This is a genomic window from Colwellia sp. E150_009 (assembly GCF_053543955.1).
Window position 1 is genome coordinate 1 of the sequence record NZ_JBHFOM010000016.1, and the last position, 13,007, is coordinate 13,007.

Annotated in this window: 12 protein-coding genes; 2 read left to right on the forward strand and 10 right to left on the reverse strand. The window is 37.9% G+C overall.

What is annotated here, in order from left to right; translation table 11 throughout:
• Positions 1-8 precede the first annotated feature (8 nt).
• The 5 genes from tnpC to ACE1OF_RS09075 are packed head-to-tail and all read right to left on the reverse strand — an operon-like array spanning position 9 to position 3,237.
• Complete coding sequence (gene tnpC / locus ACE1OF_RS09055; RefSeq protein WP_448894004.1) at positions 9-1,589, reverse strand: IS66 family transposase; 1,581 nt, start codon at positions 1,587-1,589, stop codon at positions 9-11.
• 23 nt (positions 1,590-1,612) lie between these two features.
• Positions 1,613-1,969 carry an IS66 family insertion sequence element accessory protein TnpB gene (gene tnpB, locus ACE1OF_RS09060; protein ID WP_448894005.1) on the reverse strand — a complete coding sequence of 119 codons (357 nt, stop codon included), beginning with the start codon at positions 1,967-1,969 and terminating at the stop codon, positions 1,613-1,615.
• Entirely contained in the window at positions 1,966-2,283 is a 318-nt protein-coding gene (gene tnpA, locus ACE1OF_RS09065) for an IS66 family insertion sequence element accessory protein TnpA (RefSeq protein ID WP_448894006.1), read from the reverse strand. The genes tnpB and tnpA overlap by 4 nt, the downstream gene beginning before the upstream one ends.
• Before the next feature lie 47 nt (positions 2,284-2,330).
• Positions 2,331-2,789, reverse strand: coding sequence for a hypothetical protein (locus tag ACE1OF_RS09070; protein WP_448894007.1), 459 nt, complete (start codon positions 2,787-2,789; stop codon positions 2,331-2,333).
• A 1-nt stretch (position 2,790) separates the two neighbouring features.
• Positions 2,791-3,237 carry a hypothetical protein gene (locus ACE1OF_RS09075; RefSeq protein ID WP_448894008.1) on the reverse strand — a complete coding sequence of 149 codons (447 nt, stop codon included), beginning with the start codon at positions 3,235-3,237 and terminating at the stop codon, positions 2,791-2,793.
• 500 nt (positions 3,238-3,737) lie between these two features.
• Here ACE1OF_RS09075 and ACE1OF_RS09080 point away from each other — a divergent pair, with 500 nt between their 5' ends.
• Positions 3,738-5,564, forward strand: coding sequence for a bifunctional metallophosphatase/5'-nucleotidase (locus tag ACE1OF_RS09080; protein WP_448894009.1), 1,827 nt, complete (start codon positions 3,738-3,740; stop codon positions 5,562-5,564).
• Positions 5,565-5,891: 327 nt separating this feature from the next.
• Here the strand turns inward: ACE1OF_RS09080 and ACE1OF_RS09085 are convergent, their stop codons facing one another.
• Complete coding sequence (locus tag ACE1OF_RS09085) at positions 5,892-7,118, reverse strand: YbfB/YjiJ family MFS transporter (protein WP_448894010.1); 1,227 nt, start codon at positions 7,116-7,118, stop codon at positions 5,892-5,894.
• A gap of 107 nt (positions 7,119-7,225) precedes the next feature.
• Between ACE1OF_RS09085 and ACE1OF_RS09090 the strand changes: the two genes are divergently transcribed.
• Entirely contained in the window at positions 7,226-8,026 is an 801-nt protein-coding gene (locus tag ACE1OF_RS09090) for an AraC family transcriptional regulator (RefSeq protein WP_448894011.1), read from the forward strand.
• A 99-nt stretch (positions 8,027-8,125) separates the two neighbouring features.
• Here ACE1OF_RS09090 and ACE1OF_RS09095 read toward each other — a convergent pair whose 3' ends face one another.
• The 4 genes from ACE1OF_RS09095 to ACE1OF_RS09110 form a co-directional block, all read right to left on the reverse strand.
• Complete coding sequence (locus ACE1OF_RS09095; RefSeq protein ID WP_448894012.1) at positions 8,126-9,682, reverse strand: esterase-like activity of phytase family protein; 1,557 nt, start codon at positions 9,680-9,682, stop codon at positions 8,126-8,128.
• Positions 9,683-9,845: 163 nt separating this feature from the next.
• Positions 9,846-10,028, reverse strand: a complete 183-nt coding sequence (locus ACE1OF_RS09100; protein WP_448894013.1) for a hypothetical protein — start codon at positions 10,026-10,028, stop codon at positions 9,846-9,848.
• Between the two features lie 113 nt (positions 10,029-10,141).
• Positions 10,142-11,425, reverse strand: coding sequence for a 4-aminobutyrate--2-oxoglutarate transaminase (gene gabT, locus ACE1OF_RS09105; RefSeq protein ID WP_448894014.1), 1,284 nt, complete (start codon positions 11,423-11,425; stop codon positions 10,142-10,144).
• 53 nt (positions 11,426-11,478) lie between these two features.
• Positions 11,479-12,936 (reverse strand): NAD-dependent succinate-semialdehyde dehydrogenase, encoded by a 1,458-nt coding sequence (locus ACE1OF_RS09110; RefSeq protein WP_448894016.1) that lies wholly within the window; start codon positions 12,934-12,936, stop codon positions 11,479-11,481.
• Positions 12,937-13,007: the final 71 nt, after the last annotated feature.

Consider the following 13,007-nt stretch of genomic DNA (forward strand, 5'->3'; position numbering starts at 1 on the left):
GTAAGCTGCTAACCAACCGCCTTGTTGATATTCCAAGGCAGTAATGCCTCTACATCTTCAAGTGTTTTTGCTTGGGGTAATAACGTGAATACTGTTTTTAAATAAGTTGACGGCTCTAGGCTGTTCGCTCTAGCGCTTTCCACCAAGCTATATAAATTAGCACTGGCTTTTGCTCCCTCTTCGCTCGTAGAGAATAGCCAGTTTTTTCTACCCACCACAAAAGGCCTAATGCAATTTTCAGCATGATTATTATCCATCGGCCACGCGCCATTCTCCGTATATCGGCTCAGTTTGTACCACTGATTGCTTAAATAGGTGAGTGCCTTGGTTAACTTCGCTGATTTTACGGGATGCTTTAACGACTTATCGAGCCACTGTTTTAACGCCGCTAATATCGGGGCACTTTCTTGTTGTCGAACAAGATGTTTTTTATCGGTTGTTGCTGTTTTTATTTTGGCTTCAATACGAAAGAGTTTTTGAATATAAGACAGCGCTTGCTCAGGTTTTCCCGCGGTGCCTTTTGGTTGTGCATCACTCGCTTCCTTAAAATAACGCCTCGCATGTGCCCAACAACCTAAATGCGTTAAGCCATTTGTTTTAGCAACCGCGTCGTAAACAGCATAACCATCTGTCATTAACGACCCGCTAAAGTCACCTAACATCAGCTCGGCCACGCTGGTTTCTCTGGTGGGACTGTAGTAAAACAAGACCATCCGCTGGTCGGTATTATTGGTCATTATCCACATGCGACTTTGTTGGCTCGCACTACGGCCTTCTTCTTTGAGTACTTGAGTCACCGTTTCATCCATGAAAAGTACATCTTGCGCCCTTAATACATCAAGCCCTAAATTAATCAGGGGTTGCACTAATTGGCCACACTTAATCATCCAGTTCGCCATACTGGTTGAGTCTAGCTCAACGCCTAGGCGTTTAAAAATAAGGTTGCTTTGGCGATAAAGCGGTAAGCCGTCACAATATTTATGCGTAGCGATTTGTGATAATAATCCTGGACTAGCAATAGACTTTTCAATCGGTTGCGCGGGTTTTTTAGCGGTAACAAAATAATCATTACAACATGGACACATGTATTTACGGCGAATGTGGTTTAAAACGGTTACCTTAGCAGGGATATAATCGAGCTGCTTATGGCATTCATCACTAAAGTGCTTTAAGGCTTGGTTGTCATGCGGGCAAAACTTTTCATCTTCTGGTAAGTCATGAATAATATCGGTAACTGGCAAATCATCAGGGATTGATAGGCGTTTCTTTTTACGCTGGTGAGCAGGAACAAGCGTTGTACTTTCTTGTGCGTCATCTTCATCACTTAATAATTCAGCTTCGTCGAATAAGCCCAATTGGTCGGGAGACCATTTTTCACTAGAAGCACCAAACCGTTGCTGAGTCATGTAACGAATGTATTCTTCTAAGGTGGCGATTTTATCTGATTTCTTAGTAAGCTGTACGTCTTTTCTTAAGAGTAATTTTTCATTATCATCAAGCACACTTTTCTGCTCAGACAACTGAGTTTCTAGCGATAAAATACGCTGAATTAATTGCTCGTTACTGAGCGTGACAGGATGATTTTTCATGGCTGTATTATAACAAAAAACCGTCAAAAAGCCGAGCCAAACTCAATGTTTTTATGGAGTTTTATCGCACTAATATCCACGCCTCGCAGTAACCAATGCAACTGTTCTTCATCAATGTTAATCGTCGCTAAATCATGTTTTTTAGGCCACTTGAATTTATCTTTTTCAAGGCGTTTGTACCACAAACAAAACCCCGTTTTATCCCAGTAAAGTAGCTTTAATTTATTGCGTTGTTTCGAACAGAAAACAAATAGAGCGCCTGAGCTTAACGATTGCTCCATCGTCAACTCAACAATGGCGGCAAGACCGTCAATTTGTTTCCTAAAATCAACAGGGTCACAATGCAAATAAACAGCGATGGGCTGAATAAACATCTTCATGCGAGTTGCCTCACTAAATTGACGAGCCAGCTCACCTCTGTTTTACTATCGAGTGTTAGCTCAATGTTACCGATATTTAGCTTAATATCATGTAAGGGGACAATGCTTCTGTGCTCAGGCTCTGCCAAGTGAATTTGAGAAAAGGGTGATTGAACAGTGGTTGTGACTATTGACGTTTCAGAGGTGAATTTTGCTTTGTTTTTGTAAAAGTTAGACGTGGATATACCGTGTTCAAGGCAAAACTGTTTTATTGATAAATCACTTTCAGTTTGGGTTTTAAAAAGTGTAAGCCATTGTTGTTGTGTTCGTCGCATGATGATCTCCTTAAATAATTAAAGTGATCATAGGCGAATGCTAATAGCTAGGGAATTAGGTGGTTGGTTAGGTGCTTACGTTTTAGCTCTGCTGAATAAGCATAATCTGCAGGTAAAACTAATTGTCCCTCAGTGTCAAATTCAATCGTCGCTGGGGGTGAAGGTATGCCATATTGTTCTAGTAATGCTTTAAATTCTTTTTCTGAGTATTTAGATAACGTATCAATATTGTGAGCTGTAGGAAGTAATAATGGTATATCATTTATATTCACTGAGCCTGATTGTGAGCTGGGTGTAAGATATTCATCTAGATTAATTTCTTGTTGATCTCCTTGCGTTGTGTTCATTTTAAATACCGCATCTGCGCTTGATTTATCTGCCTCTACAACGGCTTGTTTTTCTTGATAAGCGATAAATATGTCAGAAAAAGTATGGTTACTTTTTTGCTGATTGATTTGCGGTACACTTTGTGAGTTCGTTTGAGAAACGGTATTTGTTATTTCCATTTTAACCTCGATACTTTTTGTGTTGTATGGTTTCTAGCATATCAAGTACGCTTGCCCTTAGCTTTGCATCGCTGCTTTGTGCTGAACCAAGGGATTGATCAAATTCTACTGATTTTCGTGCCAAGGCGACCGTGTCATATTTTTCATCAGGATCGAAGTCTCTACTCGGAGGAGCTCTCATTGCTAATCCCTCTTGAGATGTAATTAACCCGTTTATTTGTAACTCTGACGACATACGGGTTAATTCGTTATATGACATATTAGTCGGGTCGTATTTATTGGCGATTTCTTGCAATTTTTTTTCCGCATTTAAGCCAGCATTACTAATATTTACTGTATCTGTAGTGTTTTTACTTTGAGTTGTAGGATTATAGTTAGTTGAGTCAGTGGCAATAGTATTGTCTGTTTGATAGATACGACTCACTTGGTTACTACTATTTATTTGCATAAAATTCTCTGATGTAAATTAAGGTGTAATAAATGCTTTATTTGAATATAGCAATGAATATGCCAATAGGTTTTATCTGCGCTTCTAGCTTAAAACTGACTTTTAATACTTTTTTAAAAGCAAAGTAGGCAGGTTATTGCCAGCACTGGCACAACAACGGCAATAAAAAGATTATTCAGTTACAAAATGGTGAGTTTTATTTGTTAGGAATTGCAGTGTCATCACAGATATTTACAGGTTGAGCTTTCAAGTAATCATAAGTGACAGATCGCCATGTCTCAGAACAAAAATATAAAATAGTCAGTATTTGTAATGTATTTTACCTTCGGTTGTAGCAACCACTGAAGGTACTACATATAGTCATTTAACATTCATAAATATTTAATTTGTAGTCATCTTGTTGTCAAAATTAGTGACTAATATCTTGGTGTAAATTTATACAAGTAACATAAATCATTCCGTTTTGGGATAAAAATATCCTAGATTAATTGAGAGACCAAATGAATTTGATACATAAAATATTTGCCCTAAGTACTATTAGCTCTTTAATGCTGATTAGCGGCTGTAACAATGATAAAAGCCCATCACAAGATGAAAGTTACAAAGCTGTTGATATAACAATACTTCATACAAATGACCATCATTCTTATTTAGAAGGACAAACTTATGACCTTAAAATAGATCATGATGAAAGTGCTGAAGGGGTAGAAGATATACGTCTTAATTTAGGTGGTTTTTCTCGTATAGCGAGTGCCATCTCTGAATATAGAGATACAAATACCTTAGTGATTAATAGTGGAGAGCTAAATGGAACGCTTTATTTTAGCTTATACAAAGGCGAAGTAGATGTTAAAGTTTTTAACTATCTTAACTTAGATGCCTACCAATTAGGGAATCATGAATTTGATGAAGGTGAGGCTAGGCTAGCTGAACTTATTGAAATGGCTAATTTTCCTATTATAAGTGGTAATGTTCATCCAACTGCAGATAGTCCTCTTTATAATTCAGATATTAAACCTTACGTCATTAAAGAAATCGACGATGAAAAAGTGGCAATTTTAGGTGTACTGAAAGTAGAAAAAACTCGTGAGTCATCGCTTGTCACTAATGCAGTTGAGTTTACTGATGAAATCACCTCAGTTAAAGCGCATGTGGCAGATTTAACTGAGCAAGGTGTAAATAAAATTATTTTATTAAGCCATTTGGGTTATGATTTTGACCAAGTTTTAGCCACTCAAGTCACGGGTATAGATATTATTGTCGGAGGTGATACTCACAATGCTTTAGATTCAACAGGTGAGTTAGCTAAATTAGGTGTTAACGTAACTGGTGAATACCCGAGTGTTGTTAATAACCCTAATAACGAGCCTGTCTATATTGTACAAGCTTGGGAGTACGCTAAAGGATTAGGAAAGTTAAATGTGAGTTTTGATGCTGATGGTAAAGTTACCGAAATTGGAGGGCATCTTGAGCTATTAGTAGGGCAACCGTATCAAGTTAAAAATGAGTCTGGTAGTTGGGTTGATGCCTCCGTAGCAAAAATAGCTGATATTTCAAAAGCTATCAGTAATGTAAGCAGCATTCGAGAAATTGAAGAAGATGTTGCGGTAAATGAAATTATTCAGCCATACAAAGATTCATTAGAGGAATATCAGCAAGTTGAGCTAGGAACTGTTTCAAAAACAATGCCATTTACTCGTATTCCAACTGATTTTAGTTTAGGCCAACAACCTTCTGGTAGTTATGCGGCTCAAGTTGTTGCTGATGCATTTTTAACGTATTTACCCAAGGCTGATGTATCGATTCAAAATGCTGGTGGTGTAAGGAGTGAGTTTACCAGTGGTGTATTTACAGTTGCTGATGCTTATACTATTTTGCCTTTTTCAAATACCGTTGTAACTATTGATATGACAGGGGCACAAATAATTAAAGTATTGAATGAAGGTTTGACCTACTCACAAGGTATTTCAGCTTCTACAGGATCATTTCCATATTCATCTCACTTACGTTATGACGTTATTTTAGGGGCACTCGAGCAACAAGGTATTACCAATGTTGAAGTTAAAGATAGAATCACAAATGAATGGAGTGAAATTGATCTCAATGCCACCTATTCGGTTGCTACTAACTCGTTTACGGCACAAGGTAAAGATGGTTATGTCACGTTTGCCGAAGTACGTGAAAACACCCCCGCAGCATTTGAAGAATCAGATGTTGTTTATGTTGTGCCTCTTATTGAATATTTCCGTGACGAATTAGAAAACAATATGCTTTCAGCTCTAAATAATGAGGAGTATTGTATAAAATCTGTTATAACGCTTAATTAGTTGTTTGTTTAATCACCAGCTCATCATTTGTGAGCTGGTGATTGTTTCTTCATTATTTTATGTTTTTGAAAACCATTTTTTATACTCTATTGATTATTAAGGTTTTTTAAAGTTCTGGTATATACTCTATTTCAACTTTTGCATCAAGTGCCAACCCAGCTGTAGCAAAAGCACTGCGTGCGAGGGGCTTTCAAAAAAGGACAGGTAGGCTTCATTTGCTTTGTTCCAATCTTTTATGTCAGCTAACATCAAAGTACATTTAGTAATGTCACGATAATGTAAATTATATTCTTAATGAAATGCTTGGGTAGTTGAGTCAACGTTTGATCATGTCTCAGGTGACGTTATGGACGGCTGCTTACAATATTTACTGTTTGTGCTATTTCCTATTTTTAGAATAGCTACCGCTCGCATCAGCAAAGCTACTCCTATCAGCATTACAATAACTGTGATGATCAACCCATTTGTAAAACTCTCGCTTTTTTCAGTAATTATTCCAACTAGTGCAGGTGCAATAACCTGTGCAAGCCCATAACTGAAGGTTAGATGACTCATTGAGCGGGAGGCATTATCAGGGTATAAACGTCCTACCATTGACAATGTCATGCTAACAATGCCAATAAAACTGCAACCATATAGTACAGCACTAATATAAGTCACGGTTGCTGACGGATCAAACAAGAGTATAGCTGTACTTACCATGTTTAAAATATAGGCTTGGAACAATGATGACCAAAGGCCAATTTTTCTTACATAGATATCCCATAACCAACACCCTGGTGCAGCAGCAATCCCCACTAACAACCAAACAATCCAACCAAGGCCTTGCATTCCTGGAAGTAACTCAACTATTGCAATCAGAAATGTTGCTGTGACTACATACCCAAAACCAGCGCAAAAGTAAGCGGCTTGCAAGGTTAAAAAAAACTGTTTTGAGGGAAGTGCTTGAGTTTCTTTATAATCAGTATTTTGCGTGCTAATTGTTGATCTAGAAAAGTCGGGGAACCAAAACAGCACAGGGATAATTAGAACGAGAGCAAGTACTCCATAAATTAACCATTGTTGATCCCATGTATAGTCTATTTTTATGAGTTGGGCAGTAATTGCTGTCAGCACAATACCAATCCCTAAACTTGAAAAAAAAATGCCAAGTTCAGCTTTCGCATTATTATGTCTGAGCCAGTGCATTAATAACCCACCACCGAGTAAAACACCTGCGGCACTGCTTAAGCCAGAAACATAACGCAATAAGTACCATAACCATTCATTTGTGGTTAAAGCCATGCACAGTGTAGTAACAACTGCTGCTATTAAACCATAACGGTACAATGTAATTTTTAATTGAAGGTTATGCATGAAAGAGATAAGTAATGCTCCACATAAATATCCTGCATAATTTGCAGCGGCTAAAAAACCTGCAATAGTCTCCGTAATACCAATATCTTCAGCCATTTCAGGCAACATGGGTGTATAGGCAAATCTAGCTATACCGACAGTGATTACACCGCCAGTTACGCAAGCAAGCTGAATTTTAGATTGTTCTGATAATTTCAAACTACATTACTCGTCAATAGTATCTACCTTAGAATATCTAATAATCGAAAGACAATCTCTATACACTATGACAATATATACATATAAAGCGTCAATATGTGAAATGAATGCCAGACTACACAAATGAACTTAAATTACTTGATTTGAAAAGCCTGCCTCGCGAGGTTTTTGTACGGCAACAATATATGCCACCAAGGCACACGTTTCCAGCGCATAAGCATATGTGGCACCAATTTTTGTACGCTAGTTCTGGTGTGCTAATTGTTGATGTCATTGGTGAAAGACTTTTCATTCCACCAGAAAATGCAGTTTGGCTTCCTTGTGGGTGTCAACATAGTGTTTCAACTGAATATGGTGCTGAGTTAAAGAGCTTGTACATTGATAGTAAATATCAGCAGTTACCTACGGACAAAAGCTTGGTACTAAAAATATCTCCCATCATAAAAGCACTGATAACAGAAGTTTCTACATTTGATGTTGAATATTCAACACTAGGTTATGAAGAACAGGTTATTTCGCTTATGTTAAGTACGTTACCAAGATTAAAACATGTAACCGATCATCTTCCTTGGCCCACATCAGTAGAGCTTTTGAAAATGTGTAATCAACTTTATGAACGACCAGGAGGTAAGCAAACAACACAGATGTTGGCAGAACATTTAGCGATGTCGAAACGCACATTAGAGCGAAAATTCCATAGAGAAACCAGTATGACTATTCAGGCATGGAGTTTAAGACTTCGTTTTTTAAAAGCGATAGAGTTACTTACAGCGGGGCATAGTATAACAAATATTGCTTTGGATTTAGGGTACAGCTCAGCTTCTCCTTTTATTTATATGTTCCGAAATATCTCTGGCATGAGCCCTGGAGAATATATAGGGAACTTATCTAATACAAAGTCAAAGTAAAACTGGAGATACTGGTATTAATTAATACGCATTTTTACACTGTGTAGCTTTAAAATACAGACTAAAGCTACATTGTGTAATTACATAAGTTACTGATATTTAATGCGCTAAATTAATATTTTCGATAATGTACAAACGGTTGCCATCAATCACTGTTTGACCCGCATCAAGGTATTTTTGCTCAAGTACACCGCTTGATGCCCATGTAGCAAAGTCATCGTCGTTTATCACGCCAATAGTGTTATCGTTGATTAACCATATACCTTCTAATTTATCGTGCGGATAACCAGTTTCAGCGATTAAATCTACCAGCAGAGTTTTGCTAATAGTTTCAATTCCTGCATTAGCAAGCGTTGTCCAGCCATCAGCTTCAAGTGTTATTTCTTCAAGCGTTTTGCCATTAATCAATAAACCTAATGAGTCATCTTGCGTCAAATCAGTGGTTGCAGTAATTGTTTCTATATTGGTGGCATTGCTGATATCAATTTTATATAGGTGCTTCATGGCGGAACTATCTTCATTATAAAACTTACCATCACGTTCAATAACAACAAACTCTGTATTGCTTAAAGCAACAATACCTGATTGTGAATTTTGCGTTTTTTCTTGCTTATAAAGATATTGACCAACATTACCATCGGTTAAATTAATGGTAACAATACGAACAATATCGTTAACTTTCACTGCACTAATTGGATTGTACATAGTAGATTGCATAATACCTACTAAGGTAGTTTCATCAGGTGTAACGGTTAATCCTTCCATACCGCGGTTAGCACGGCGATTGGCAAATTCAGCGGGCAATGTGTAGGTGTTACGAGGATCTGCAGCAAAGGCATTAATACGTCCAATTTCAATGCCTTCAGCATTAAAATGAACCATATGTGGACCGTATTCGTCACTTATCCAAAATGTTCCATCAGACAAAGCGACTAGACCTTCGCCATCTAAACCATAATCATCTAATTTAATTGGGTTAGTTGATTCATCAAAAGGTAAGTTCATGTCTTCGACAATTATATTTCCATCAGCGTCATACGGGGTTTCACCTGTGCCACCTAATGCGCTGCTATTAGGTAAGCCTGTGATAAGTGTGCCATCAGGACGTTTTAATAAGAGCTCTTTAATTTTTTTTACATCGCCATTATCTTGCAGTTCAAATAAGCCAATTCTAGGGGTATAGTCAGGTGTGGGGAATTTTTTACCTGTACCTTGTTCTCCAGTATAAGAAGCGTTGGGCCCCCGATCAGTTAAGGCATAAAAACGCGTTGAGTCTGAAGGATGCGCAACCATATCAGAGCCGAAACCACCGTTGCGAATTTCCATAAAACTTCCTGGTAAAGCACCATTGTCAATATCAGAACGCATTACAGTATAGGGTAATGGTGAGCCAGAGGTACTAACAGGGTTTGCATTACAATTTGAGCTTGTATTCGTTATCTCTGTTTCAGCTAATACATTGTCACCATTGGTATCTAAGCCAGATATTATCTTTAAACCACCAAAAAAACATGCGTCATTACCTAGCGCTAACGTTTCATGGGCAATTAAACTATTTAAGCCGTTGATACCTTGCTCACCTTTATCTCCATCATCACCACATGCGGTTAAACCTAAGCTAACCATTAAAACTAATGTTAATTTTGTGTGTTTCATTTTCACCCTTTTATTTTTTATCTTAGTAATTATTTGATTAATTTGAGATTAAATAAAACTTATTACAAATAGATTAAGAAAAAATTACCGTTTGATGAAATAGGGTAGACGGGTGAAATTTGATACAATCATTGATGTTGATTAGATTTAGAAACAGGGATGTTTAGTTTGATGACTTTACAAAACAGCAAGAATCTTCATCATTGGGGGGCGTTAAACATTGTAAGGTTTCAATAATATTATCATCTTTTTTTAATTGCAGCTTAGTATTCTCAGATTGAATGATATTTGTATGATACTGGGGTGAATACATTTTTATTGTTTTTTTGTGTTTAGTTGCTTGCATGTAAGTATCTCCTTAAAACGTTAACCTTAGCGTTCATGTAGAACAAAAATAAGCGAGTATGTTGAAGATGCAGAATTTATTTAACGTAATCCACATCTTCAACCATCGTTCTATTAATTTTTTGCTACGTGATCAAATAATTTGACAAATTGATCTAATCCTTCATTTGCTGTTTCATTACTAATGGTTAATGCGGGTAAGAATCGAATAACATTACTATAGAAACCACAAGCTAGTAGCACTAAACCGTACTTAGCTGCATTTGCAATAATTGCTTGAGTTAACTCGGTATTAGGTTGTTCACTGTCACCGTCTTTGAATAATTCGATAGCGATCATGGCTCCCTGATTGCGAACGTCACCAATAAGTGTTGGATATTGTGATTGTAATTGCGATAAACGTTCGTTAAAAATAGCGCCAATTTGTGCCGAGCGACTAACTAAATTTTCTTCTTCAATGACTTCTAATACAGCTAAAGCGGCAGCACAAGCAACAGGTGAACCACCATAGGTTCCACCTAAACCACCAGGTAGCGGAGCATCCATAATATGACTTTTGCCTACAACGGCAGCAATAGGGAAACCACCCGCAATACCTTTTGCCATGGTAATTAAATCAGGTTCAATGCCTGAGTATTCACAACAGAACATTTTACCTGTGCGGGCGAAGCCTGTTTGTATTTCATCGGCAATTAATACTATGCCATGCTCATCACACATTTTACGTAATGCTTGTAAAAATTCTATAGGTGCCGCATAAAACCCACCTTCGCCTTGTACAGGCTCAACAATAATTGCTGCGACATCTGTTGGTGCAATATCAACTTTGAATAAATTTTCAACTGCCTTTAATGATGCTTCTACCGATATGTTATGACACTCAATAGGAAAAGGAGCATGGAAAATATCACCTGGGAATGGTCCAAATAAATTTTTATAGGGTGTAACTTTACCTGTTAGTGCCATGGTTAAATTGGTACGACCGTGAAAGCCACCGTTAAAAGCAATAACGCCACGACGACCAGTATGCGCTCTTGCTATTTTCACGCAGTTTTCTACTGCTTCAGCACCAGTAGAAACAAAAATGGCTTTTTTATCTGAATCGCCTGGGGCAATTTCGGTTAATTTTTCGGCGAGTTCAACACCAACTTCATAAGGGTTAATCATGATACAAGTATGACTAAACTTGTCCAGTTGTGCTTTGGCTGCCGCCGTTACTTTAGGGTGACTGTGGCCAGTATTACACACGGCAATACCTGCGCCAAAGTCGATAAAACGATTACCTTCTACGTCCCAAAGTTCAGAGTTTTTAGCGTGATCTATATAAATTGGGTATAAGTTGCCTTGCCCTCTTGCAATAACTTTTGTTTTACGGGTTTGTAAATTTTTGTTTGTCATTTTTATTACCTTTTCAATCTGTTTATAGCGTAATTAATAGAATAATAGTGGGGTTATTTGTTTAAACCACCCATGCATAAATACTTAATTTCCAAGTAGTCATCTAAGCCGTATTTAGAGCCTTCTCGGCCATTTCCTGATTGTTTTACGCCACCAAAAGGAGCCACTGCATTTGAAATTATGCCTTCATTTATACCTACCATGCCAAACTCTAATCCTTCAGCAACACGCCAAATAACACCTATATCGCGAGAATAAAAATAGGCTGCTAATCCGTACTCGGTGTCATTTGCTATTGCAAGTGCTTCTTCTTCATTTGCAAAGGAAATTAATGGTGAAACTGGTCCAAATATTTCATTAGCGGCAACAGGCATATCATTAGTTACATTGCTTAAAATTGTTGGTTGGAAAAAGCACGAACCTGCTTGGTCAACTTGTCCACCTAAGACAAGTTTAGCGCCCATTTTTATGGATTCATCAACCAAATTTTGTACATCAGCAACGGCTTGTTCACTAATCATAGGACCAACATTGACCCCATCAGTTAAACCATTACCCATTGATAATTCACTTACCGCGATAGCTAGCTTTTCACTAAATTCTGCCAACACATCTTGGTGAACTAAAATACGGTTTGTACACACACAAGTTTGTCCTGCATTACGGTACTTAGATACCAAGGCACCCTGTACCGCTGCGTCTATATCGGCATCAGCAAACACGATGAATGGTGCATTGCCACCAAGCTCCATAGAAACTTTTTTTACGGTAGAAGCGCATTGGCTAATTAATGCTTTGCCAACAGGAGTTGAACCAGTAAAGGTAAATTTAGCAACATCAGGGTGTTCTGTTAGTACTTTACCCATACCTCGAGCATCATCGCCCACAACCACATTAAAAACACCAGCAGGAATACCTGCACGTTCAGCAAGTTCAGCCATTGCTAATGCTGATAATGGGGTTTGTGTCGCAGGACGTACCACAAAAGTACAACCTGCAGCTAATGCCGCAGCAGCTTTACGTGCAATCATTGCGTTAGGGAAATTCCATGGGGTTATTGATGCAACCACTCCAACGGGTTGCTTTATAACAACAATGCGTTTATCACTTGCTGGCCCTGGAATAATATCGCCATAAACACGCTTACCTTCTTCTGCAAACCATTCAATAAAAGCGGCGCCATAAGCAATTTCGCCTTTTGCCTCAGCGAGTGGCTTACCTTGTTCTAGCGTTAAAATTCGACCTAAATCGTCTTGATGCTCGATCATTAGATTAAACCAATTACGCATTAAACCTGCACGTTCACTAGCTGATTTTTTAGACCACATTTTAAAGGCGCTTTTTGCTGCTTTTATTGCTAACTCTGTTTCAGCGATGCCAGCGTTGCTGACATTGGCAACCAGTTCACCTGTTGCTGGGTTATTTACAGCTAATTCGGTCTCACTACTATGCCAACTTCCGTTGATATAAGAAAAGTTTTTAATTAGTCGCTTATCTTTTAGATCGTACATATTCATCTCCGCAATATGATTTCTACAAATGAATCATTTTCTCTATTGAATAACAAAACAAACTCGGGTTA

Excerpts from the sequence above, each read along its gene's own strand:
- tnpC (WP_448894004.1), bottom strand. The coding sequence starts at position 1,589 with ATGAAAAATCATCCTGTCACGCTCAGTAACGAGCAATTAATTCAGCGT.
- tnpB (WP_448894005.1), bottom strand. The coding sequence starts at position 1,969 with ATGAAGATGTTTATTCAGCCCATCGCTGTTTATTTGCATTGTGACCCT.
- tnpA (WP_448894006.1), bottom strand. The coding sequence starts at position 2,283 with ATGCGACGAACACAACAACAATGGCTTACACTTTTTAAAACCCAAACT.
- ACE1OF_RS09070 (WP_448894007.1), bottom strand. The coding sequence starts at position 2,789 with ATGGAAATAACAAATACCGTTTCTCAAACGAACTCACAAAGTGTACCG.
- ACE1OF_RS09075 (WP_448894008.1), bottom strand. The coding sequence starts at position 3,237 with ATGCAAATAAATAGTAGTAACCAAGTGAGTCGTATCTATCAAACAGAC.
- ACE1OF_RS09080 (WP_448894009.1), top strand. The coding sequence starts at position 3,738 with ATGAATTTGATACATAAAATATTTGCCCTAAGTACTATTAGCTCTTTA.
- ACE1OF_RS09090 (WP_448894011.1), top strand. The coding sequence starts at position 7,226 with ATGCCAGACTACACAAATGAACTTAAATTACTTGATTTGAAAAGCCTG.
- ACE1OF_RS09095 (WP_448894012.1), bottom strand. The coding sequence starts at position 9,682 with ATGAAACACACAAAATTAACATTAGTTTTAATGGTTAGCTTAGGTTTA.
- ACE1OF_RS09100 (WP_448894013.1), bottom strand. The coding sequence starts at position 10,028 with ATGCAAGCAACTAAACACAAAAAAACAATAAAAATGTATTCACCCCAG.
- gabT (WP_448894014.1), bottom strand. The coding sequence starts at position 11,425 with ATGACAAACAAAAATTTACAAACCCGTAAAACAAAAGTTATTGCAAGA.
- ACE1OF_RS09110 (WP_448894016.1), bottom strand. The coding sequence starts at position 12,936 with ATGTACGATCTAAAAGATAAGCGACTAATTAAAAACTTTTCTTATATC.